At 73.2% G+C, this 21,593-nt stretch carries 21 protein-coding genes, 1 pseudogene and 1 CRISPR repeat array; of the genes and pseudogenes, 13 read left to right on the forward strand and 9 right to left on the reverse strand.

Features of this window, described 5'->3' with window-relative positions; translation table 11 throughout:
- Window positions 1-69: 69 nt before the first annotated feature.
- Window positions 70-405: an STAS domain-containing protein gene (locus CIK06_RS01770; RefSeq protein ID WP_095563330.1), complete on the reverse strand. Its 336-nt coding sequence runs from the start codon at window positions 403-405 to the stop codon at window positions 70-72.
- A 129-nt stretch (window positions 406-534) separates the two neighbouring features.
- Here CIK06_RS01770 and hemL point away from each other — a divergent pair, with 129 nt between their 5' ends.
- Genes hemL through ccsB form a run of 6 tightly spaced genes read left to right on the forward strand, consistent with a single transcriptional unit; the run spans window position 535 to window position 6,601 of the window.
- The gene (hemL, locus tag CIK06_RS01775) at window positions 535-1,893 is read left to right on the forward strand and encodes a glutamate-1-semialdehyde 2,1-aminomutase (RefSeq protein WP_095563331.1); all 1,359 of its coding nucleotides are present in this window, start codon (window positions 535-537) and stop codon (window positions 1,891-1,893) included.
- Entirely contained in the window at window positions 1,890-2,537 is a 648-nt protein-coding gene (locus CIK06_RS01780) for a histidine phosphatase family protein (RefSeq protein WP_095563332.1), read from the forward strand. The genes hemL and CIK06_RS01780 overlap by 4 nt, the downstream gene beginning before the upstream one ends.
- Complete coding sequence (locus CIK06_RS01785; RefSeq protein ID WP_095563333.1) at window positions 2,537-3,124, forward strand: TlpA disulfide reductase family protein; 588 nt, start codon at window positions 2,537-2,539, stop codon at window positions 3,122-3,124. The genes CIK06_RS01780 and CIK06_RS01785 overlap by 1 nt, the downstream gene beginning before the upstream one ends.
- The gene (locus CIK06_RS01790) at window positions 3,124-3,948 is read left to right on the forward strand and encodes a cytochrome c biogenesis CcdA family protein (RefSeq protein WP_095563334.1); all 825 of its coding nucleotides are present in this window, start codon (window positions 3,124-3,126) and stop codon (window positions 3,946-3,948) included. Before CIK06_RS01785 ends, CIK06_RS01790 begins: the two co-directional genes overlap by 1 nt.
- Window positions 3,948-5,558: a cytochrome c biogenesis protein ResB gene (locus CIK06_RS01795; protein WP_095563335.1), complete on the forward strand. Its 1,611-nt coding sequence runs from the start codon at window positions 3,948-3,950 to the stop codon at window positions 5,556-5,558. The genes CIK06_RS01790 and CIK06_RS01795 overlap by 1 nt, the downstream gene beginning before the upstream one ends.
- Window positions 5,558-6,601, forward strand: a complete 1,044-nt coding sequence (gene ccsB, locus CIK06_RS01800; protein ID WP_095563336.1) for a c-type cytochrome biogenesis protein CcsB — start codon at window positions 5,558-5,560, stop codon at window positions 6,599-6,601. The genes CIK06_RS01795 and ccsB overlap by 1 nt, the downstream gene beginning before the upstream one ends.
- On the opposite strand, the gene CIK06_RS32265 is transcribed toward ccsB, so the two are convergent.
- Together CIK06_RS32265 and CIK06_RS01810 are read right to left on the reverse strand one after the other, a co-directional pair.
- On the reverse strand, window positions 6,567-6,716 hold the full coding sequence (locus tag CIK06_RS32265; protein ID WP_369916080.1) for a hypothetical protein: 150 nt from the start codon (window positions 6,714-6,716) through the stop codon (window positions 6,567-6,569). The genes ccsB and CIK06_RS32265 overlap by 35 nt on opposite strands.
- Window positions 6,717-6,892: 176 nt before the next feature.
- Window positions 6,893-7,045 carry a DUF397 domain-containing protein gene (locus CIK06_RS01810; RefSeq protein ID WP_095563338.1) on the reverse strand — a complete coding sequence of 51 codons (153 nt, stop codon included), beginning with the start codon at window positions 7,043-7,045 and terminating at the stop codon, window positions 6,893-6,895.
- Between the two features lie 292 nt (window positions 7,046-7,337).
- On the opposite strand from CIK06_RS01810, the gene CIK06_RS01815 reads away from it, so the two are divergent.
- On the forward strand, window positions 7,338-7,523 hold the full coding sequence (locus CIK06_RS01815; protein ID WP_095563339.1) for a hypothetical protein: 186 nt from the start codon (window positions 7,338-7,340) through the stop codon (window positions 7,521-7,523).
- A 181-nt stretch (window positions 7,524-7,704) separates the two neighbouring features.
- Window positions 7,705-9,379: direct repeats of the CRISPR family, unit length 28 nt; unit sequence GTGCTCCCCGCGCATGCGGGGGTGATCC.
- Window positions 9,380-9,517: 138 nt separating this feature from the next.
- Here the strand turns inward: CIK06_RS01815 and CIK06_RS01820 are convergent.
- Window positions 9,518-10,324: a triacylglycerol lipase gene (locus tag CIK06_RS01820; RefSeq protein WP_095563340.1), complete on the reverse strand. Its 807-nt coding sequence runs from the start codon at window positions 10,322-10,324 to the stop codon at window positions 9,518-9,520.
- Window positions 10,325-10,450: 126 nt separating this feature from the next.
- On the reverse strand, window positions 10,451-10,789 hold the full coding sequence (locus CIK06_RS01825) for a MarR family winged helix-turn-helix transcriptional regulator (RefSeq protein WP_232533960.1): 339 nt from the start codon (window positions 10,787-10,789) through the stop codon (window positions 10,451-10,453).
- A gap of 263 nt (window positions 10,790-11,052) precedes the next feature.
- On the opposite strand from CIK06_RS01825, the gene CIK06_RS01830 reads away from it, so the two are divergent.
- The 4 genes from CIK06_RS01830 (at window position 11,053) to CIK06_RS01845 (ending at window position 14,732) form a co-directional block, all read left to right on the forward strand.
- Window positions 11,053-11,595 carry a carboxymuconolactone decarboxylase family protein gene (locus tag CIK06_RS01830; protein ID WP_095567490.1) on the forward strand — a complete coding sequence of 181 codons (543 nt, stop codon included), beginning with the start codon at window positions 11,053-11,055 and terminating at the stop codon, window positions 11,593-11,595.
- Window positions 11,596-11,677: 82 nt separating this feature from the next.
- Window positions 11,678-13,141, forward strand: a complete 1,464-nt coding sequence (locus tag CIK06_RS01835; protein WP_095563341.1) for a menaquinone biosynthesis decarboxylase — start codon at window positions 11,678-11,680, stop codon at window positions 13,139-13,141.
- Window positions 13,138-14,040 (forward strand): menaquinone biosynthesis prenyltransferase MqnP, encoded by a 903-nt coding sequence (gene mqnP / locus CIK06_RS01840; RefSeq protein ID WP_095563342.1) that lies wholly within the window; start codon window positions 13,138-13,140, stop codon window positions 14,038-14,040. Before CIK06_RS01835 ends, mqnP begins: the two co-directional genes overlap by 4 nt.
- Before the next feature lie 44 nt (window positions 14,041-14,084).
- On the forward strand, window positions 14,085-14,732 hold the full coding sequence (locus CIK06_RS01845; RefSeq protein ID WP_095563343.1) for a UbiX family flavin prenyltransferase: 648 nt from the start codon (window positions 14,085-14,087) through the stop codon (window positions 14,730-14,732).
- Between the two features lie 158 nt (window positions 14,733-14,890).
- On the opposite strand, the gene CIK06_RS01850 is transcribed toward CIK06_RS01845, so the two are convergent.
- The gene (locus CIK06_RS01850) at window positions 14,891-15,163 is read right to left on the reverse strand and encodes a BldC family transcriptional regulator (RefSeq protein ID WP_095563344.1); all 273 of its coding nucleotides are present in this window, start codon (window positions 15,161-15,163) and stop codon (window positions 14,891-14,893) included.
- Between the two features lie 253 nt (window positions 15,164-15,416).
- On the opposite strand from CIK06_RS01850, the gene CIK06_RS01855 reads away from it, so the two are divergent.
- Window positions 15,417-15,875 carry an Lrp/AsnC family transcriptional regulator gene (locus CIK06_RS01855; protein ID WP_095563345.1) on the forward strand — a complete coding sequence of 153 codons (459 nt, stop codon included), beginning with the start codon at window positions 15,417-15,419 and terminating at the stop codon, window positions 15,873-15,875.
- 54 nt (window positions 15,876-15,929) lie between these two features.
- Entirely contained in the window at window positions 15,930-17,021 is a 1,092-nt protein-coding gene (locus tag CIK06_RS01860; RefSeq protein WP_095563346.1) for a PLP-dependent cysteine synthase family protein, read from the forward strand.
- 136 nt (window positions 17,022-17,157) lie between these two features.
- Here the strand turns inward: CIK06_RS01860 and CIK06_RS01865 are convergent, their stop codons facing one another.
- From CIK06_RS01865 to CIK06_RS29055, 3 genes and pseudogenes are all read right to left on the reverse strand, one after another.
- Entirely contained in the window at window positions 17,158-17,772 is a 615-nt protein-coding gene (locus tag CIK06_RS01865) for a putative glycolipid-binding domain-containing protein (RefSeq protein ID WP_095567491.1), read from the reverse strand.
- A 384-nt stretch (window positions 17,773-18,156) separates the two neighbouring features.
- A pseudogene (locus tag CIK06_RS31815) lies at window positions 18,157-19,453 on the reverse strand (DEAD/DEAH box helicase); the annotation flags it as partial.
- Window positions 19,454-19,910: 457 nt separating this feature from the next.
- Window positions 19,911-21,530 carry a hypothetical protein gene (locus CIK06_RS29055; protein ID WP_157756565.1) on the reverse strand — a complete coding sequence of 540 codons (1,620 nt, stop codon included), beginning with the start codon at window positions 21,528-21,530 and terminating at the stop codon, window positions 19,911-19,913.
- Window positions 21,531-21,593: the final 63 nt, after the last annotated feature.

Here is a 21,593-nt window from a genome sequence, read left to right on the forward strand (position 1 = left end):
CGCACAACCACGCGGCGGACACCCGGCCGCGTGCCCGCGGTGCCCAGGGGCTCCGGCGAGCGGCGCCGGTCAGCTCGCGGACTGCTCGTTGCGGATCATCAGCGCCGAGCGCAGCCCGGTGATGTCCAGCACCCGGATCAGGAACTCGCCGACGTTCGTCAGCATGAGCAGGCTCTGCGCGTGGCTCGCCTTGCGGCTGAGCACCACCAGCGTGCCCAGCCCCTGCGAATCGCAGAACGTCACCCCGGCCAGGTCGAGGACGATCCGCGGCGGGGGCTCCGCCAGGGCCTCGTTGACGACCGCGGAGAGCCGCACCGCGGTGAGCATGTCGATCTCACCGGCGAGGCCGAGTGTCACCTCGTCGGTCGTACGCTGCACCCTGATGGTCAGCTCCGCACGCTCCACGGAGCCAGCCTATCGCGATCAAGCCACTCCGGCCCGTCGAGCGCACGCCCGAGCGGCGGCGTGAGCCCGGTAACCCGCCGGTGGGGTCGCTGCCGGTCGGCGCGACGGCGCTGACAGAATGGGAGAGCCGTGACTGATCCGTATCCTGCCGGCGGCGCTCCGTACCCGAGCGCGGCGCCGGCCTCCGAGGCCCTGTTCGACCGCGCCCTCGGCATCGTGCCGGGCGGGGTCAATTCCCCCGTACGCGCCTTCCGGGCCGTCGGCGGCACACCGCGGTTCATGGTGCGCGGTTCGGGCGCCTGGCTCTTCGACGCCGACGGGCGCCGCTACGTCGACCTGGTCGCCTCCTGGGGGCCGCTGCTGCTCGGCCACGCCCATCCCGAGGTGGTCGCGGCGGTGCAGGCGGCGGCCGCCAACGGCACCAGCTTCGGCACGCCCACCCCCGGCGAGGTCGACCTGGCCGCCGAGATCGTCGCCCGGACCCCCGTCGAGCAGGTCCGCCTGGTCAATTCGGGCACCGAGGCCACCATGTCGGCGATCCGGCTGGCCCGCGGGTTCACCGGCCGCTCCAAGATCGTGAAGTTCGCCGGCTGCTACCACGGGCACGTGGACGCCCTGCTGGCCGCCGCCGGTTCCGGCGTGGCCACCCTCGGCCTGCCGGACTCGCCCGGGGTCACCGGTGCCGCCGCCGGCGAGACCATCGTGCTGCCGTACAACGACGCGGCGGCCGTGGAGGCGGTCTTCGCCGAGCAGGGACAGCACATCGCGGCGATCATCACCGAGGCCGCGGCCGGAAACATGGGCGTGGTCGCTCCCCGGGACGGCTTCAACGCCCGGCTCGCCGGCATCGCGCACGCGTACGGCGCGCTGCTGATCCTCGACGAGGTGATGACCGGCTTCCGGGTCAGCCGCGGCGGCTGGGCCGGACACCAGCCGGTCGAGGCCGACCTGTTCACCTACGGCAAGGTGATGGGCGGCGGCCTGCCGGCGGCCGCGTTCGGCGGCCGGGCCGGGATCATGTCCCGGCTGGCGCCGGCCGGCCCGGTCTACCAGGCCGGCACCCTGTCCGGTAACCCGCTCGCCTGCGCCGCCGGGTTCGCCACGCTCCGGCTGGCCGACGACGCCGTCTACCGCCGGCTGGACGAGGTCGCGGACCGGCTCGGCCGGCTGGCCGGGGATGCCCTCACCGCGGCCGGGGTGCCGCACCGGCTCTCCACCGCCGGCAACATGTTCTCGATCTTCTTCAGCGACGTCGACGTACGCGACTACGAGACCGCCAGCGGCCAGGACGTCGCCGCGTACCGGGCGTTCTTCCACTCGATGCTCGCCGACGGCGTCTACCTGCCGCCCAGCGCCTTCGAGGCGTGGTTCGTCTCGGACGCGCTGGCCACCGACGACGCGGCGCTGGACCGGATCGCCGACGCCCTGCCGCGGGCCGCCACCGCCGCGGCCAAGGCGCACACGAACGAGAGCGGGGGACAGGCGTGAGCGAGACGGTCGTACACCTGCTCCGGCACGGCGAGGTGCACAACCCGGAAAAGATCCTCTACGGCCGGCTGCCGGGCTACCGCCTCTCCGAGCTGGGCGTGCAGATGGCCAAGGCCGCCGCCCAGGCGGTTGCCGAGCGGGACATCGTGCACGTGGTGGCCAGCCCGCTGGAACGCGCCCAGCAGACCGCCGACCCGATCGCCGCCCAGTTCGGGCTGCCGGTCGGGGTCGACGAACGGCTCATCGAGAGCGCGAACTGGTTCGAGGGCAAGCGGGTCTCGCCGGGCGACGGCTCGTTCCGGGATCCGCGCAACTGGTGGGTGCTGCGCGACCCGCTCACCCCGTCCTGGGGCGAGGCGTACACGGTGATCGCCCAGCGGATGTTCGGCGCGCTCCAGGCCGCCCGACTGGCCGCCGAGGGCCGCGAGGCGCTCTGCGTCTCGCACCAGCTGCCGATCTGGACCCTTCGCCGGTACGTGGAGCGAAAGCGGCTGTGGCACGACCCGCGCCGCCGCCAGTGCGGGCTGGCCAGCCTCACCTCCTTCCACTTCGACGGCGCCAAGATCGTGGGGATCGGCTATTCGGAGCCGGCCGCCCACCTCGTCGCGCTGTCGCCCAATGCCCGGACGGCCAAGGGGGCGTGATGGCTGGGCCGCGGCGCGTATCCGGCGTGCTCGCCGGCGCCGTCGCCGTGCTCGCGCTCGGGACGGCCGGCTGCTCCGGCGACGGCTCCGGCTTCGACTGGCGGCGCGACTGCGAGACCACGCCGGAGGGCGTCGTGCAGTGCGCGCCCGGGAATCGCCCGCCGCCCACCCCGATCAGCGGCGAGCTGCTGGACGGCGGGTCGTACGACGTCACGCAGGACCGCGGTCAGGTCGTGGTGGTCAACTTCTGGGGCTCGTGGTGCGCGCCGTGCCGGGCCGAGGCCGACGACCTGGAGTCGACGTACCAGGCCACCCGGGACGCGGGGGTGCGGTTCCTCGGCATCAACGCCCGGGACGGCCAGGACGCCGCGCGGGCGTTCGAGCGGGGCCGGCTGACGTACCCGAGCCTGTACGACCCGGGCGGCAAGCTGGCGCTGGGCTTCCAGGTGCCGCCCAACTCGATTCCGGCGACCGTGATCCTGGACCGGGCGGGCCGGATCGCGGTGGTGATCCGCAGGGCGGTGCGCGCCGATGACCTGCGACCGGTCGTGGACCGGGTCGCCGCCGAGGAACCGGCCCGGGACTGATGGGCGCCGCCTTCGCCGACCTGGCCCGCTCCGGCCCGCTGCTGCTGGCCGTGGGCGCCGCGGCGCTCGCCGGCCTGGTGAGCTTCCTCTCGCCCTGCGTCCTGCCGTTGGTGCCCGGCTACCTGTCGTACGTGACCGGGCTGGCCGGCACCGACCTCGAACGCGGCGCCACCGACCTCGACCGCGGCGGCGCGGGGAAGGTTTCCCGACCCGTCATGGTGGCCCCGAGTCGGGCCGTCCGGTCCGTGAAGGGGCGGGTGCTGGCCGGGACGCTGCTGTTCATCGCCGGCTTCACGGCCGTCTACCTGCTCACCGCGATCCTGCTGGCCGGCATCGGCCAGGCCATGCTGATGCACCGCCGGGCGTTGGAGGTCGTGGTCGGTGCCGTGATCATGGTGCTCGGTGTGGCGTTCCTGGGCTTCATTCCGGGGCTCCAGCGCGAGTTCCGGCTGCACCGGCTGCCGGCCGCCGGGCTGCTCGGCGCCCCGGTCTTCGGCGCCGTGTTCGCGCTCTCCTGGGCACCGTGCACCGGACCGACCCTGGGCGCGGTGCTCGGACTGGCCACCGTCGGCGGGCAGACCGACCGGGCCGCGGTGCTGGCCGTGGCGTACTGCCTCGGCCTGGGCCTGCCGTTCATGATCTTCGGCCTCGGCTTCTCCCGGCTGCTCGGGCTCTTCCGGGCCATCCGCCGCAACAGCCGGTGGGTGACCCGGCTCGGCGGCGCGCTGCTGATCATCGTCGGGCTGGCCCTGGTCACCGGCGGCTGGCAGGACTTCATCATCTGGTTGCAGACCACCGTCGGCCCCGGCGAGGTGGGCATCTGATGGCCACCGCGACCGGGGTGACCGGCCCGCCCGCCGCGCCGCCGACCCTTCCGCCGGGCCGGCCGAACCGGGCGCTGGCGCTGCTGCGCAACTCGTGGCGGCAGCTCACCAGCATGCGCACCGCGCTGGTGTTGCTGTTCCTGCTGGCGGTGGCCGCGATCCCCGGCTCGCTGCTGCCCCAGCGCGGCGTCAACATCGAGCAGGTCAACGACTGGCAGGCGGCGCACCCGAAGCTGTTCCCGGTGCTCAACTCCGTCGGCGCGTTCGAGGTCTTCGCCTCGCCCTGGTTCTCCGCCGTCTACGTGCTGCTGTTCGTCTCGCTGGTCGGCTGCATCGTGCCGCGCGCCCGCGACCACCTGCGCGCGCTGCGCGGGGCGCCGCCGGCCGGGCCGCGTCGGCTGGACCGGCTGCCGCAGCACCGGGTGCGGACCGACCCGGCCGCGACCGACCCGGCGGCCATCGCCGCCGTGCTGCGCCGCCGCCGCTGGCGGGTCGCCGTCCGCGGCGACACGGTCGCCGCCGAGAAGGGGTACCTCAAGGAGACCGGCAACCTGGTCTTCCACCTCAGCCTGATCGCCGTCCTGCTCGGCGTGGCGCTGGGCAACTGGTACGGCTGGCACGGCAACCGGATGCTGGTCGCCGGGCCGGACCGGACCTTCTGCAACGGGCTCCAGCAGTACGACGAGAGCGGGCTGGGTCCCCGGCTGGACGCGTCGGACCTGCCGTCGTTCTGCCTGGAGCTCACCGACTTCCAGGCCACGTACCAGCAGTCCGGGCAGCCCCGCTCGTTCCGGGCGAGCGTCCGGGTGCAGGAGCCGGGCCGGGCGTCGCGGCTCACCGACTTCAGCGTGAACGACCCGCTGCGGCTGCACCACGCCAACGTCTACCTGCTCGGGCACGGGTACGCCCCGGTGATCCGGTACACCGACCGGTACGGCCGGACGCAGACCACCGTCGCACCGTTCCTCACCGAGGACGGGCTGCTGACCGGGCAGGGGGTCGCGACCTTCCCGGACGTCGACCTCGACCCGGAGACCGGTACGCGGGACCCGGACCAGCAGGTCGCCTTCGACGGGCTGTACCTGCCGACCGCGCCGGACTCGGCGCCGTACATCCGGTCCGAGTTCCCGGCCGAGCGGAATCCGCTGCTCAACGTCGTGGCGTACCGCGGCAACCTGGGCCTGGACGCCGGCATCCCGGGCTCGGTGTACCGGCTCGACCAGCGGCAGATCTCCGCGGGCAAGCTCAAGCAGGTCGGTACCAAGGTGATGCGGCCCGGTGACACGTGGACGCTGGACGACGGCAGCCGGATGGAGTTCCTCGGCACCCGCCCGTACGTCACGCTCGCGGTCCGCTACGACCCGGGCGAGAAGATCGTGCTGGGTGGTGCGGTGGCGCTGCTGGTCGGGCTGATGCTGTCGCTCACCGGCCGGCGCCGCCGGGTCTGGTTCCGGGTGGTCGGCGCCCCGACGGAGGGCTCCACGACGGACGGTAGTAGCTTGGTCGAGGCCGGCGGGTTGCCGCGCACCGACTATTCCGGCTTCGCCGACGAGTTCGACCAGCTCGTCACCGCGGTGACCGGCGACCGGAAGCGGGAGGGGACCGACTGATGGCCGAGTTGTCCGATCAGCTGCTGGTCGTGGCGATCTTCGCGTACCTGATCGCGATGATCTGCCACGCCGCCGAGTACGCCTTCGGCAACCGCGCGGCGGTGGGCCGCGGCTCGATCCGGCCGGCCCGAGAGCTGGTCGCGGCGGGCGCCGGCGGCTCCGTGCCGGCCCCCGAGCCGGACGGTATGACGACCGGGCCGGACGGTATGACGACCGGGCCGGACGGTATGACGACCGGGCCGGACGGCACGGCGACCGAGCCGGTGGTCGACCGGGGGCCGGGGCGGGCGGCCCTGATGGGCCGGCTCGCGGTGTCCGCCACGGCGCTCGCCGCCGTCGCGCACCTGGCCACCATCGTCACCCGGGGGATCGCGGCGGACCGCCTGCCCTGGGGCAACATGTACGAGTACGTGCTGGTCGCGACGTTCGTGGCGGTCGTCGGCTGGTTCGTCGTGCTGCGCGGCGCACCCGGCGTCCGGCACCTCGGCCTGTTCGTGGCCGTCGCCGAAGTGCTGCTGCTGGCCATGGCCGGTCTCGTGGTCTACGTGCCGATCGGCCCGCTGGTACCCGCGCTCAACTCGTACTGGTTCGTCATCCACATCACCGCCGTGAGCCTGGCCTCCGGCCTGTTCCTGCTCGGCGCGGTCCCGGCGGTCATGTTCCTCATCCGGGACGGCTACGAGCAGGGCAAGCGGCGGTTCCCGTACTCGCTGGGCCGCCGCGTCCCGGCCGCCGCGCCGCTGGAGCGGATGACCTTCCGGCTGCACACGTTCGCCTTCCCGATCTGGACCTTCGGCGTGATGGCCGGCGCGGTGTGGGCGGAGGCGGCCTGGGGCCGGTACTGGGGCTGGGATCCCAAGGAGACCTGGGCGTTCATCTCCTGGGTGGTGTACGCCGGTTACCTGCACGCCCGCGCCACCCCGAGCGTGAAGCGCTCGCTGGCCACCTGGATCGCCGTGCTGGGCTTCGTCACCATGCTGATCAACCTGTTCGGGGTGAACCTGTTCATCAGCGGCCTGCACTCGTACGCCGGGGTGAAGTAGCGGCAATCGGCCTGGCGAACACCGGTTCGGTGGACATGAAGATGGCCACCCGAGTCGGGCTTCCCCGGCGCACCGCATAGAGCTGGATACCAAAGGCGTAGGCGGTACCGACCACGCCGAGGTAGGCGATCGGCAGCCAGGTCGAGGTGCCAATGGACGTGAGCTGGCCGAAGACGGTCGGCCCTACCCGCCCCGTTTGAGAGCCCTTATCGCGCCTCGATGCCGGTCAGGCCGCCCACCCTCCAAGGCTCGGCGGCCGGGCCGCCGGGGTTACCTGTGAGAACGGACGGGTTATCGGCGGGGGGTACCGGCGACGAACGCCGACCAGACGGCCGGGGCGAAGGTCAGTACCGGGCCGGATCTGTCCTTGCTGTCCCGCACCAGCACCCGACCGGGCAGGTTGTCCGCCACCTCGACGCAGTTGCCCTGGTTGGTCCCGCAGATCCGCCGTTAGTTGCACACACCCGATCATCCTGATCGGACCGGTTCATCGGCGAGACTGGCGGGCTTGGGGGCGGCGCTGTACGTGTGGGCTGGGGTGGCGGTGCCCGGATGTCGGGTTGGTGCCGCCGCCGGCGGAGTTGCGGTCGCTGGGGGAGGTGGGTGTGGCTTCGGGTGCCGGGCCGACACTGGCGGCGCCGGCCGGGGTGCTCGGCCGGCCGGGCGTGTGTCGGGGCAACGTTGGATGTTGGGTGTGGTTCGGTCGGGTGTGGGCGGTGCGGGGGCGGGTGGCGCGATGATGGAGCGGGACGAGCGGCCGGTGCGTGTACCTGTCAGTCTTGATGCTTGGCGGTGGCCGGTGCGGATCGGTGACCTGGTGTGTGGGGAGTGCGACGTCACGCTGCGGATCCATCAGTTCACGGCGATGTCTGAGCTTGCTGCGGCGGTCGAGAGGCATGCGCTGGTGTGCGTGATGTCCTGAAACGACGGAGGCCGCTGGTGTTGCGGTGTGATGCGTTTCGGTTGGGGGTGACTCGACAGCGGTGTTCCTGGAGTGGACAATCGCTGGGCGCGTGTCGGATCGTTGCCTCGGAGAGGTGATCTTGCGGAGCAAAGTGAATGAAATCCGAGTAGTTGATCTATGGCGCCGCAGGTCAAGAAGTGTGCTCCCCGCGCATGCGGGGGTGATCCCTTCCAGGTCATACCCGCGGAGGTGACGCCCTTGTGCTCCCCGCGCATGCGGGGGTGATCCCTGCAACCTCGGTCACGTCAATCTCGGCGCCTTGTGCTCCCCGCGCATGCGGGGGTGATCCCTGTAGGAAACTGAAGGGCCGAAGTCAACAGGAGTGCTCCCCGCGCATGCGGGGGTGATCCCTGCCGGAGAAACATCTCCGGCCGCAACCGTAAGTGCTCCCCGCGCATGCGGGGGTGATCCCCCGGAGGCGACCCGCGCGGATATGTAACAGCCGTGCTCCCCGCGCATGCGGGGGTGATCCGTCCGGACATCCCGGCCTTCCAGCCCACTCTTGGTGCTCCCCGCGCATGCGGGGGTGATCCGTCGACCAAGACCGTCTTGCCATCCTTGGTCACGTGCTCCCCGCGCATGCGGGGGTGATCCTCAAACGACATCCGCGACTCCCTTCTCTTGGAGGTGCTCCCCGCGCATGCGGGGGTGATCCCTGGCGAAGGTCAGAAACATAACCGGAGAGCATGTGCTCCCCGCGCATGCGGGGGTGATCCCTCCTCCGCCCGGTAGGCGGCGGCCCGCCGGTCGTGCTCCCCGCGCATGCGGGGGTGATCCCGGGTGGCTCAAGTCTCCGGAGCCGGCCACACCGTGCTCCCCGCGCATGCGGGGGTGATCCGCGGGCCATCACCCCGGTCGCCGGCTTGCGGCGGTGCTCCCCGCGCATGCGGGGGTGATCCTCCCGGGACGTCTGACCACACGACGAAGCCCCGGTGCTCCCCGCGCATGCGGGGGTGATCCATGCGGTCTGTCCCCTCAGCCGCCGGCTGACGTGTGCTCCCCGCGCATGCGGGGGTGATCCGTGCCAAGACGGCAAAACCACAGGTCAGGGGCCGTGCTCCCCGCGCATGCGGGGGTGATCCTGTCCTGGTAGCTCTTGCCGGACGCGGCGGGTTGTGCTCCCCGCGCATGCGGGGGTGATCCCTACGGGCCGCACCCGTCGCTAGCCTGACTAGAGTGCTCCCCGCGCATGCGGGGGTGATCCCGAGACAGCCGGAAACGCGCCGCGGGTCCCCCTGTGCTCCCCGCGCATGCGGGGGTGATCCCGAGACAGCCGGAAACGCGCCGCGGGTCCCCCTGTGCTCCCCGCGCATGCGGGGGTGATCCCGCGCCGCCGCCGGGGATCGCCCCGAGTGCTGTGTGCTCCCCGCGCATGCGGGGGTGATCCCCGGGGGGCCACCGCGCGCCTGCGGCGACTGTCGTGCTCCCCGCGCATGCGGGGGTGATCCGGAACCGATCAGAGTGATCAGGTTGTCGAACAGGTGCTCCCCGCGCATGCGGGGGTGATCCGTAGCGAGGTTGAGCGACCACCGCACCCGCTCCGTGCTCCCCGCGCATGCGGGGGTGATCCGGGCGGCAGGCCCTTCAGCCACAGGCAGGTCGTGTGCTCCCCGCGCATGCGGGGGTGATCCGCCGTAGAGCGCGCTCGATCGGTTGCGCGGGTTGTGCTCCCCGCGCATGCGGGGGTGATCCTTTCCGAGCGACCCACCTCCGCCACAACCCGAAGTGCTCCCCGCGCATGCGGGGGTGATCCCTGTCACAACATCAATATCAACAGGGCTTTGACGTGCTCCCCGCGCATGCGGGGGTGATCCGTCCTCGAAGGTGGCGCCCAGGTTGTATTTGCTCTGCGGGCGCAGACCGGATGCATCCACGCCGTGACCGCCGCCGGAGAGGGGTGGGTGGGGCCGCCGCTTCGGCGACAGCCCCACCCGGTTGCGGAGTTGGGAGGGTTACAGGGCGAAGCAGTCGGGACGGATCGCCGCGTCGCGCAGTGCGGCCCGGACGATCGTGTACGTCGTACCGTCCAGCACCAGGCCGAGGTGGCCGACCACCCGCAGCGGGCAGTAGCCCTGGACCAGGATGTTCGTGGCGCCGCCGCTGAGCGTGGCGTTCGGGGTCGGCCGGACCAACTCGTCCTGCGCGGTCCGGATGGTGGTGTAGCGCACGTCGCCCGGGGCGTCGTCGCCGCTGTTGAGCGCGGCCAGGAAGGACGATCCGATGGTCATCTGCTGGCAGGCGATGATGCCGATGCAGCTACCCAGGCCGATAAACGCCACGATGTTCGCCACGTAGGTGCCGTACTGCGGGGTGCCGAGGCTGACGTACCGGCCGACGCTGCCGGTCCCGCCCAGGTTGCGCAGGTAGTAGCGGGACACCAGGCCACCCTCGGAGTGCGCGACGAGGTCGACCCGGGCCGCGCCGGTGCTGGCTCGCACCTGCTCGACGTACCCCTTGAAGGCGGTCGCGGAGTCGGCGATGTCGCCGAAGCCGAGCCCGGGAAGCTGGTAGATGAACACCCGGTACCCGTCGGCGCGCAACCGGGCGGCCAGCGGCTCGTACGCGCTGGCCACGCCGGAGAGCCCGGCCACGACGATCACGGGGTTCGCGGCGGCGGTCGCGCCGGCTGTGCTGGTGGTGCCGGCGGTCGCGCCGGCTGTTTTGGCGGTACCGGCGGTCGCGCCGGCGGCGGCCGGCGTCGCGAGCACGGCGGCGGTGGTGGTGGCGATGACGGTGACCAGGATCTTTCGGAGCAGCATGGCTGCACCTCCTGCTGGAGGTCCCGGGGGTCCGGGAGGTGGTGGGGGGCTCCGGTCGACCGTGCAAACAGCATGCCCTTAACGATCCAGAAACGTCAATGAAAAAGTTACTGCTCGGTAGAACGGTCAGCCACCGAGCCAGCCCGGCACGTCCAACCGGTGCAGGTTGGCGGCGGCGACCACCCGCAGGTCGTCCTCCAGCGCGGCCAGCCGATCGGGTCCGACGGTGTCGACCCACCGGGCGCGCAGCTCGTCGAAGACGGCGGCGGAGCGTCGCAGGCCGTCCCGACCGCGCTCGGTCATCCTGATGATCTTGCGGCGGGCGTCGGTGGGGTCGTCGGCGCGTTCCAGGTAGCCGATCGCGACCAGCCGGTCCACCGTCTTGCCGGCCGCCTGCTTGCTGATGCCGAGGTGGTTGCCGAGTTCGGTTGCGGTGGTGCCGGCCGGGCCGACGGCCTGGAGCACGAAGCCGTGCAGTGGTCGCAGTTCCGGGTGGCCCCGCGGGCCAACTCAGCGTGCAGGTCGTCGATCAGGGTGCGGAAGCCGGCCAGCAGGAGCAGGGGCAGCAGGAAGCCGGGCCGCTCCGGTTCAGGTCCGGGCATCGGCGTTGCCAGATTTGTCAACCACGTTTACTATCTCGTCAACCACGTTGACGATCGTACGGGAGCGTGCGGATCGTGCGGCGCCCGGCCGGCCCGGCGCCGCGCCACGACCCGAGGAGCGGAACCATGCCCGACGTCTTTCCCACGCACACCATCGACACCGCCCCGCTGCAATCCCGACCGCTGCTGGAGCGGGTGCGCCGCGGCTTCGGCTACCTCCCGGCCGCCGTCGGGCTGATGGCGGAGTCGCCACACCTGCTCGACGGCTTCCTGACCGCCAACCGGACCTTCGAGGCGAGCGCCCTCGACCCGGTGCAACGGGAGGTCGTCGTGCTGACCGTGGCCACCCGGAACGACTGCCACCTCTGCCTGGCCCTGCACACCGCGGCGCTGCACCGGCTCGGCGCCCCGGCCGAGCTGATCGCCGCCCTGCGCGCCGGGACACCGCCGCCCGATCCGCGGCTGGCGGCGTTGCACCGGTTCACGCTGGCCGTCCTCGACCACCGGGGCCGGGTGCCGGACGCGGACCTGGCGGACTTCTTCGGCGCCGGGTACGCGGCCCGGCACGCCCTGGATGTGGTGCTGGGCATCGGGACGTACACGATGTCCACCTTCGCGAACCGGCTGCTGGGCGCGCCCATCGACGAGCCGCTACGGCCGTACGCCTGACCCCGGCCCGCACCGGCCCGCACCGGCGCGTACCGAGGGGCCGTTCCGGCCGCCGGAACGGCGGTGCGGGAGACTGGACGGCATGGCGCCCCACGGCTTCCCGTACCCCGACCTCAAGGACTTCCTCGCCGCCCTGGAGCGGGCCGGCGAGTTGCGCCGGGTCGGCGTGCCGGTCGACCCGACGCTGGAGATCAGCGAGGTGGTCACCCGCACGGTCCGGGCCGGCGGGCCGGCCCTGCTGTTCGAGCGGCCCACCCGCGGTGAGATGCCGGTCGCGATCAACCTGTACGGGACCGAGAAGCGCACCGCGATGGCGCTCGGGGTGGACTCGTTGGACGAGATCGGCGACCGGATCGGCGCGCTGGTCAAACCCGAGCTGCCGGTCGGCTGGTCGGGCATCCGGGAAGGGCTGGGCAAGGTGCTCCAGCTACGGTCGGTGCCGCCGCGCAAGGTGAAGACCGCGCCCTGTCAGCAGGTGGTGTACCGGGGCGCCGAGGTGGACCTGAACCGGCTGCCCGGCCTCCAGGTCTGGCCCGGGGACGGCGGGGTGTTCCACAACTTCGGGCTGACCCACACGAAGCATCCGGAGACCGGCAAGCGGAACCTGGGCCTCTACCGGCTCCAGCAGCACTCGCCGAACACCCTCGGCATGCACTGGCAGATCCACAAGGACTCCACCGCCCATCACGCGGTGGCCGAGCGGCTCGGCCAGCGGCTGCCGGTGGCGGTGGCGATCGGCTGCGACCCGGTGCTGAACTACGCCGCCACCGCCCCGCTGCCCGGTGACATCGACGAATACCTGTTCGCCGGCTTCCTCCGCGGCGAGCGGGTGGAGATGGTGGACTGCCTGAGCGTGCCGCTCCAGGTGCCGGCGCAGGCACAGGTGGTGCTGGAGGGCTACCTGGAGCCGGGGGAGCGGCTGCCCGAGGGCCCGTTCGGCGACCACACCGGGTTCTACACCCCGGTCGAGCCGTTCCCGGTGCTGCACGTGGAGACGATGACCATGCAGCGGGAGCCGGTCTACCACTCGATCGTCACCTCGCAGCCGCCGCAGGAGGACCACGGCCTCGGCAAGGCCACCGAGCGGATCTTCCTGCCGCTGCTGCGGCTGCTGATTCCGGACATCGTCGACTACGACCTGCCGGCCGCCGGGGTCTTCCACAACTGTGTGATCGTCTCGATCCACAAGCGCTACCCGAAGCACGCGCAGAAGGTGATGAACGCCATCTGGGGTGCCCACCTGCTGTCGCTGAGCAAGCTGATCGTGGTCGTGGACGACGACTGCGACGTGCACGACTACGCGCAGGTGGCGTTCCGGGCGTTCGGCAACGTCGACTACGCGCACGACCTGCTGCTCACGCAGGGTCCGGTGGACCACCTGGACCACGCGTCGTACCAGCAGTTCTGGGGCGGCAAGGCGGGCGTGGACGCGACCCGCAAGCTGCCCACCGAGGGCTACACCCGGGGCTGGCCGGAGCAGATGCGGATGTCGCCGGAGGTCACCGCCCTGGTGGACAAGCGCTGGAAGGAGTACGGCATCTCATGACGGCGCTGGCGGAGCGGCCCGGTCGGGTCCGGTCCTTCCTCAAGCTGGTCGCGATCGAGCACTCGGTGTTCGCGCTGCCCTTCGCGTACTTGTCCGCGCTGACCGCGATGCGGGCGACCGGTGGCCGGATCCGCTGGGTGGACCTGCTGCTGATCACGGTGGCGATGGTCGGGGCGCGGACGTTCGCGATGGCCGCCAACCGGATCATCGACCGCCGGGTCGACGCGCGGAACCCGCGTACCGCCGGCCGGGAGCTGGTGACCGGGGCGGTGAGCGTCCGGACGGCCTGGACCGGCGCGGTCGTCGCGCTGGTGGTGTTCCTCGGCGCGGCGGCGCTGCTCAACCCGCTCTGCCTGGCGCTCGCGCCGCTGGCCGCGGTGCCGCTGGTGGTGTATCCGTACGGCAAGCGGTTCACCGACTTTCCGCACGCCATCCTCGGGATCGCCCAGGCGGTCGGCCCGGTCGGCGCCTGGCTGGCGGTGACCGGGACGTTCGCCGGCTCCGGCCCGGCCTGGCTGCTGGGCGCGGCGGTGGGGCTGTGGATCGGCGGCTTCGACCTGATCTACGCGTGCCAGGACGCCGAGGTCGACCGGCGGATCGGGGTGCGCAGCGTGCCGGCCCGGTACGGCGTGCGGGCCGCCCTGCACGCGTCCACGGTGGCGCACATCGTGACGTTCCTGCTGTTTGTCTGGTTCGGGCAGCTGGTCGGCTTCGGCTGGCCGTGGTGGCTCGGCCTGCTGCTCACCGCGGTGGCCTTCGGGTACCAGCACGTGGTGGTGAGCCCGACCGACCTGTCGAAGGTGAACCGGGCGTTCTTCACCGCGAACGGCTTCGTGGGCATCGCGCTGTTCGTCTTCGCCCTGCTCGACCTGGTCTTCCGGCTGGACCTGCGGGCGTGAAACCGGTGGCCGACGGCCGCCGCGGCGGGCAGGCTTGACGGGTCATGCGCAGGCCGTGGGTGGTTGGGGTCTCCGGCGCATCCGGTACGCCGTACGCGGCGGCCGTGCTGCGCGGGTTGCTGGACGCCGGCAGCCCGGTGGATCTGGTGATCTCCCGGGCCGCCCGGTTGACCCTGCTGGACGAGACCGGCCGACCGTTCCGGGACGCGCACTGGAAGGACGACCTGGCCGGCTGGCTCGGCCGAGACCTGGCCGGCGCCGACCTGGCGTACTGGCCGGCCGGTGACCTGGCCGCGGCGCCGAGCAGCGGCTCGTACCCGGTGTGCGGCATGGTGGTCGTGCCGGCCAGCACGGCGGCCTGCGCCGGCATCGCCATCGGGCTGTCGAAGGACCTGCTGCAACGCGCCGCGGAGGTCAACCTCAAGGAGCGGCGGCCGCTGGTCGTGGTGCCCCGGGAGACGCCGGTGACGCGCAGCCACCTGGAGCACCTGATCGCGCTGCACGACGCCGGTGCCGTGGTGTTGCCGGCCAGCCCCGGTTTCTACGGTGCCGGTGCGGATGCCTCGGCCGGACAGCTCGTGGACTTCGTCGCGGGCAAGGTGCTCGACGCCCTCGGCGTCCCGCACACGCTGTTCCGGCGCTGGACCGGCGATCTGGGCGCGGCCCGGGACCGGGCCGACCGCCCGGAGTGACCCGGAGTGCGCGGCTCGGGATCGGGACCGGGACCGGATGCCCGGAGTGACCCGGAGAGCGCGGCCCGGGACCGGACCGACCACCCGGAACGACCCGGGCGCCCGGCAGCGGTGGAGCCGGCTACCCGGATCTCCCTCGCTGCCGGCCCCGGCGCCGGTCAGTAGAGCCCGGCGTTGGTGGGGCCGGGACTCCCGGCGGCGGCCGGACCCGCGTTGCGGGGCCGGTCCGTGCCCACCTCATCGACCTCATCGAGCATGCCCTCGCCCTCCAGCAGGGCCCGGACCTCCGACTCGCGGAAGCGCCGGTGCCCGCCCGGAGTTCGGATGCTGCCGATCCGTCCGGCGGCGGCCCAACGGGTGACGGTTTTCGGGTCCACCCGGAACAACGCGGCCACCTCACCAGGCGTCAACAGACGATCTCCAGTATCCACAGCCCCCTCCTCGCGCCTCGCGTCCGACGAGCCCCCCGGCTGCTAGGACTGTCCCCCAGACGGGTGCTTACCTCAGGTCGGTTAGGGACGTACGGCAATTCAAGCATCGTCGGTGTGGCGTGTCCCCGAAACGCGAAAACGTACTCGTTGAGAAGATGAGAAATCTTTTTTGCGGGGTTTTCTGCCTTTTTATGCTACGCTCGCGCGACCGCTCCGGCCGCCGCCGGATCCCGCCACGTAGGGTCTACATCCCATGGACGCCATCGATCGGTCCCTGGTCGACCTGCTGCGCGGAAACGCCCGGCTTTCCTACGCCGAACTCGCCCGCCAGGTCGGGCTCTCCGCGCCCGCCGTACACGAGCGGGTCGGCAAGCTGGAGGCCGCCGGGGTGATCCGGGCCTACCGGGCGGACATCGATCCCGAGGCGATCGGCCTCGGCGTCACCGCCCTGATCGGTATCGTGCAGGACTCCGGCGGCGACACCGACGACGTCCTGGCCGCGTTCCGCGAGATGCCCGAGATCGAATCCTGCTACTTCATGGCCGGCGTCGAGTCGTTCCTGCTCAAGGCCCGGGTCGGCACCATCGCCGAGCTGGAACGGCTGATCAACCAGCTGAACCGCACGCCAGGGGTGGCCTCCACCCGTACCGGCATCGCGCTGTCCACCAAGTGGGAGAACCGCCCACAGCCGCTGATTCCGCCGGCCGAGTGACCCCGCCGGACTGACGCCTCCGGACTGACCCCCGCCTGCTGTTACCGTGCCCGGATGACGCACGTGGACCGGTGTAACGAGGCGGACCGGGCCTGGGTGACGGCGGCCATCGCGACCGTCGACGCGGACGCCAACCGGTCCGCGGACACCCACCTGCTGCCGTTCCCGCTGCCCCCCGAGTGGGGCATCGACCTCTATCTCAAGGACGAGTCGGTGCATCCCACCGGTTCGCTCAAGCACCGGCTCGCCCGCTCGCTGTTCCTGTACGGGCTCTGCAACGGCTGGATCGGGCCGCAGACCACCATCGTCGAGGCGTCCTCCGGCTCCACCGCCGTGTCCGAGGCGTACTTCGCCCGGATGCTCGGTCTGCCGTTCATCGCGGTGATGCCGGCCTCCACCTCGCCCGAGAAGATCAGCCTGATCGAGTTCCAGGGCGGCCGGTGTCACCTGGTGGACGATCCGGCCAAGGTGGTCATCGAGGCCCGCTGGTTGGCCGAGGACCGCGGCGGTCACTTCATGGACCAGTTCACGTACGCGGAACGGGCGACCGACTGGCGGGGCAACAACAACATCGCCGAGTCGATCTACCACCAGATGACGCTGGAACGCTTCCCGGTGCCGGCCTGGATCGTGGTCGGCGCGGGCACCGGCGGGACCAGCGCCACCATCGGCAGGTACGTCCGGTACCGCCGGCTGGCCACCAAGATCTGCGTGGTGGACCCGGAACAGTCGGCCTTCTACCCGGCCTGGGCGACCGCCGACTGGTCGGTCAGCACCGGCCGCGGATCGCGGATCGAGGGGATCGGCCGGCCCCGCGTCGAGGCGTCGTTCGTGCCGTCCGTCGTCGACCGGATGACGCAGGTGCCGGACGCCGCCTCGCTGGCCGCCATGCGGGCCGCGTCCCGGGTCCTCGGCCGGCTCATCGGCGGCTCCACCGGAACCAACCTGTGGGGTGCGTTCGCGCTGATCGCCGAGATGCGGGCGGCCGGCCGGACGGGGTCACTGGTCACCCTGCTCTGCGACGGTGGCGAGCGGTACGCCGATTCGTACTACTCCGACGAATGGGTGGCCCGGCAGGGCATGGACCTGGCGCCGCACCTCAGCGCCGTCGAGAAATTCCTGGCCACCGGCGCCTGGGACGGGTGACGGAGCGCCGGGTGCCGGTCGTCCGGTGACCCACCCGGCCGCTCGGCCGGCCCGGCACCCGGCCGCTCGGCCGGCCCGGCGCCCGGCACCCGGCCGGCCCCGCATTCCGCGCGCGGCCGGCCCCGCGCCCGTCCGGTCACTCGGCCAGCCGGGCCAGGCCCGGATAGTTGCGCACGTAGCCGTGCTCGTCCAGCTCCAGATCCGCCGTGAAGGTGCCGCTGGCGTACCGCACCCGGCCCGCACCGAGCGCCGTGTAGACCTGCTCGGTCGGCACCACCAGCAGGCTCGGCACCAGCACCCAGGCCACGGTCAGCCGGTGGCTGGTGCCCGGTTCGGCGTCGAGCATCCCCAGCCGGCGCACCGGCAGGGTGTTGAACAACGGCGCGGCGCCCAGGTCGACGTCGAGCGCCTCGGCGAGCCGGTCCGGATCGTCGGTACCGGGCAGGCCAGCCGCCGGACGACCGGCCCGGGCCAGCGCCGCGTCCAGGTCGCCGGTCTCGCCCGTGGTGATCCGCCACCGGCCGCCGGCCCGGTCCAGCCGTACGCTGCGCAGCCAGCCGGCGCCCTCCGCGGACACCTCCAGGCTCACCGTCGCCCAGTTCTCATCGGTACGCAGCTCGTACCGGCAGGTGTGGTCGACCGGCCGCACAGCCTGCGCGACCCCGCGGGCGGTCAGGCCGCCGCGGTCGTCGAGCAGGCTGTGGTCGCTACCGGTGGTGTCCGTGCGGGTCCAGAACAACGAGATCGGCATGGTGGCCATGATCGGACGGTACCGGCCCGAGGGCCGGTACGCCGCCCGTCGTCGTCCCGGGTCGCGGCCCGGTCAGCGGGTACGGCTGGGCCGCCGGCCGTCGAACCGACCCTCGGGGCGTCCCTGATCGCCCCGGTCGGCGTACGTGCGGCCGCCGGAACGCGAGTCACCGCGGTCGGCGGCGTACGCGCGGCCACCGGACCGGAAACCGCCCCGCTCCCCGCCGCGGTGCTCCCCGGCACGGTGCTCGGCGCGCGGCCAGCCGCCGGTCCGGTCGGTCCGCTCGCCGTACCGGCGGTCGCCGCGCTGGCGGTCCTCGCCGTACCGGCGTTCTCCGCGCGGCCGGTCCGCGGAGGCCCCGGCCCGGTCGTCGGCCCGCCGTGGCCGGTCGCCGAACCGCGCCTGCCGGTCCCCGGCGGATCCCTGCCGGTCGCCGTACCGGCGCTCGCCGGACCGGTCGCTCCGGTCGCCGTTCCACCGCTGGTCGCGGGGCCGGTCGGCGCGGCGCGGCGCGGGCGGTTCGTCGACCACCGGCACGCCGCTGGGCTTCCGCGCCCCGGTCAGCTCGGCCAGCGCGGGGTCGCCGAGGCGGATCCGCGACTCGGCCGGGTGCACGCCGGCCTTCTCCAGCATCGCCAGGGTGGACCGGCGCTGCTTCGGCAGGACCAGGGTGGCCACCGCCCCGGACTCACCGGCGCGGGCGGTCCGACCGGCCCGGTGCAGGTAGTCCTTGGAGTCCTTGGGGGATCGATGTGCACCACCAGCGAGACGCCGTCCACGTGGATGCCGCGGGCCGCCACGTCGGTGGCGACCAGGACGTCCATCCGGCCCTCGCGGAACTCGGCCAGGGTGCGGGTGCGGACCCGCTGGGTCTTCCCGCCGTGCAGGGCGCCGGCCCGGACGCCGACGTCGGCAAGCTGCCCCACCAGCCGGTCGACGCCCATCTGGGTACGCGCGAACATCATGGTCCGGCCACGGCGGGCGGCGATGGAGGCGGCCACGGCGAACTTGTCCGCCGGCGGGATCAGCAGCAGGTGATGATCCATCGTGGACACGGCCGCGGTCGGCGGGGCGGTGGAGTGCGTGACCGGATCGGTCATGAACCGCTGGACCAGCGCGTCCACGTCCCCGTCGAGGGTGGCCGAGAAGAGCAGCCGCTGCGCGTCCGCCGGGGTCTTGGCCAGCAGCTCGGTCACCTCGGGCAGGAAGCCCATGTCGGCCATCTGGTCGGCCTCGTCGAGGACGGTGACCTCGATGTCGTCGAGGTGGCAGGCGCCGCGCTGAATCAGGTCGCCCAGCCGGCCCGGGGTGGCCACCACGATGTCCACGCCGCGGCGCAGCGCGTCGATCTGCCGGTCGTACGGAACGCCGCCCACGGTGGTCTTGAGGAAGACCCCGAGGGCCTTGCCCAGCGGCAGGAGCGCGTCGTTGACCTGCATGGCCAGCTCGCGGGTCGGCACCAGGACCAGCGCCCGGGGTGCCGGGGCCGGGGCCGCTCGCCGGAGGCCATCCGGGCCAGGACGGGAAGACCGAACGCCAGCGTCTTGCCCGAACCGGTCTGGCCGCGGCCGAGCACGTCGCGTCCGGCGATCGCGTCCGGCACGGTGGCGGCCTGGATCGGGAACGGGGTGGTGATGCCCTCCTGGGCGAGCGCCCGGACGAGCGGCCGGGGGAGGCCCAGTTCGGCGAATCCGGTGGCGGCCCGGGGGCCTTGGCCGGGGCGGCGTCCGCGGACGGGTCGGTGACGGCGGAGTCGTCCGGCGCGGCGGGCAGGTCGGCCGGGGTGTCGAGGACGGACGGGAACGTGCTGGGGTCAGCAAAGGACGTCAAGAGGAACCTCTCAGGCGGGGCGCATCTTCGCGATGGCCCGCCGCGGCCAGTCGGTCGCCGCTGATTCGCCAGCAAGATCGCCCAGGGGCGCGTCGGTCGCGCCAGGTCAGTGATCCCGACAAGTGTACGGCGTCGACCCGGCCGGAGCAGGGCTGGCCGGGTGCCAGTGGGCAGGGTCACCCGGTCAGCCGCGCCCGGGGCTCCTCCGGCGCCGGCTTCCGGGCGGTGGTCGGGCCGGCTGTCAGCGGTCGGCTGGTCGGCGGGCGGCGGTCGGCGGGCGGCGGGCGGCGGGCGGCGGGCGGCGGGCGTCAGTTTCCCAGCGCCCCGCCGAAGATGCTGCGGAACGCGTCCGCCAACACGGCCGCGACGAGCAGGCCGACGAGCACCACGACGCCCAACCCGACGGCCAGCACGATCACCACCTTGGCGGTGCCGTTGTCGCGCTGGGCGGGGGCGTCCGACCAGCCCTGGGCGAGGATGTGCCCGGTGAGCGAGCCGGAGTTCTCCACCGAGGGCGGCAGGACCGGGACGGTCCGCTGTCCCAGATCGCTCTGTTCGTACCCGCCGTACCCGCCGTACCCGCCGCCGGGCCGGGACCAGCCGTGCTGGCCGGCTGGGGGCGTGGGCACCACCTGCGTCGCGCCGCCGTCGAAACCCCCGGCCGGGCCGGGCCGGCCGCCGACCTTCCCGACGGGCCGCTGCCGGATCACCTGGGTCTGGTCGGCGTCCGCGGAGGCGCTGGTGGCTCGCGGCACGCTGGCACGGATCACCTGGGTCTGGTCGGTGTCGGTCGGGTTGCTGGTGGTGCGGGCGGTGCCGGTCCGGATCACCTGGGTCTGGTCGGTGTCGGTCGGGTTGCTGGTGGTGCGGGCGGTGCCGGTCCGGATCACCTGGGTCTGGTCGGTGTCGGTCGGGTTGCTGGTGGTGCGCGCCGTGCCGGTCCGGATCACCTGGGTCTGGTCGGTGTCGGTCGGGTTGCTGGTGGTGCGGGCGGTGCCGATCCGGACCACCTGGGTCTCCTCGGCGCCGGTGGGAATCCCGGCGGCGGCCGGCCGGCCCGCTCCGCCGGTCGCGGCCGGAGGCGGCGTCGTCATGCCGGCCCGGCCCATCGCGGGCGGTGGCGGGAACGGCGGTGCGGGCATCGGGCCGGGCGGGGCGGGGGCCGGCGGAGCCGGCGGGAACGGCTGCGGGGTAGGTGGTACCGGACCCGGTGGCACCGGCCCGGGTGGCCCGGGTGGCGTGGGCGCCGGCGGGATCGGATCGGGCAGCGGTCCGGGTGGCGTCGGACCCGGTGGCGTGGGCGCCGGACCGGGTGGCGTCGGCACGGGGGCCGGCTCGGGCACCGGCTCGGGCACGGGGGCCGGCTCGGGCACCGGCACGGGCGTCGGGGCTGGCTCGGGTCCGGGCTCCGGCGGCTCGGACGGCCGGGCCGGGTCCGGCGGCGCCGGTTCCGTGGCGGACGCCGGTTCGATCGGCGTGGCGGGCGCCTCGACCGTCGGCCCGGCCGGCTCGACCGTTGGCCCGGCCGGCTCGACCGTTGGCCCGGCCGGCTCCACCGTCAGCTCGGCCGGCGGCGCGTCGGTGGCGGCGGCCCGCGTGGCGGCCAGGTCGTCCTCCACCGGTCGACGCTGCGCCGGAACCCGGGGTCGCTCACCGGTCGGGGAGCCGTCGGCTGCCGGCGTACCGGTCGTCGGCCCGGCGGGGTGGGCCGGGACGGACGCCTTGGCCCGGACCGCCACGGCCGCGCGGCCCTGGACGGGCTGGCCGGTGCCGGGACCGGTCGGGCCATCGGATCGGGCGGTCGCCGCCGGGCGGGACGGGGACGCGTCCACCGGCCGCCCGTCGCGCTCCGCGCCGGTGTCCGGGCGCGACCGTTGCTCGCGGTCCGCGACCGCGGCCGTGCCCGGCGGAACCTGATCTTCGTCCATTGCTGCCTCCCGCGCCCGCACCCGGACCGGCGGCACGCCGGACCCGGGTCCCCTTGTTCACCG

Origin of the sequence: Plantactinospora sp. KBS50 (assembly GCF_002285795.1) — a bacterium.
Classification (GTDB): domain Bacteria; phylum Actinomycetota; class Actinomycetes; order Mycobacteriales; family Micromonosporaceae; genus KBS50.

Coding starts and splice junctions, on each gene's coding strand:
- CIK06_RS01860 (WP_095563346.1), top strand. CDS start 15,930: ATGACGCACGTGGACCGGTGTAACGAGGCGGACCGGGCCTGGGTGACG.
- CIK06_RS01795 (WP_095563335.1), top strand. CDS start 3,948: ATGGCCACCGCGACCGGGGTGACCGGCCCGCCCGCCGCGCCGCCGACC.
- ccsB (WP_095563336.1), top strand. CDS start 5,558: ATGGCCGAGTTGTCCGATCAGCTGCTGGTCGTGGCGATCTTCGCGTAC.
- CIK06_RS01785 (WP_095563333.1), top strand. CDS start 2,537: ATGGCTGGGCCGCGGCGCGTATCCGGCGTGCTCGCCGGCGCCGTCGCC.
- CIK06_RS29055 (WP_157756565.1), bottom strand. CDS start 21,530: ATGGACGAAGATCAGGTTCCGCCGGGCACGGCCGCGGTCGCGGACCGC.
- CIK06_RS01820 (WP_095563340.1), bottom strand. CDS start 10,324: ATGCTGCTCCGAAAGATCCTGGTCACCGTCATCGCCACCACCACCGCC.
- CIK06_RS01790 (WP_095563334.1), top strand. CDS start 3,124: ATGGGCGCCGCCTTCGCCGACCTGGCCCGCTCCGGCCCGCTGCTGCTG.
- CIK06_RS01830 (WP_095567490.1), top strand. CDS start 11,053: ATGCCCGACGTCTTTCCCACGCACACCATCGACACCGCCCCGCTGCAA.
- CIK06_RS01865 (WP_095567491.1), bottom strand. CDS start 17,772: ATGCCGATCTCGTTGTTCTGGACCCGCACGGACACCACCGGTAGCGAC.
- mqnP (WP_095563342.1), top strand. CDS start 13,138: ATGACGGCGCTGGCGGAGCGGCCCGGTCGGGTCCGGTCCTTCCTCAAG.
- CIK06_RS01835 (WP_095563341.1), top strand. CDS start 11,678: ATGGCGCCCCACGGCTTCCCGTACCCCGACCTCAAGGACTTCCTCGCC.
- CIK06_RS01815 (WP_095563339.1), top strand. CDS start 7,338: ATGATGGAGCGGGACGAGCGGCCGGTGCGTGTACCTGTCAGTCTTGAT.
- CIK06_RS01845 (WP_095563343.1), top strand. CDS start 14,085: ATGCGCAGGCCGTGGGTGGTTGGGGTCTCCGGCGCATCCGGTACGCCG.
- CIK06_RS01855 (WP_095563345.1), top strand. CDS start 15,417: ATGGACGCCATCGATCGGTCCCTGGTCGACCTGCTGCGCGGAAACGCC.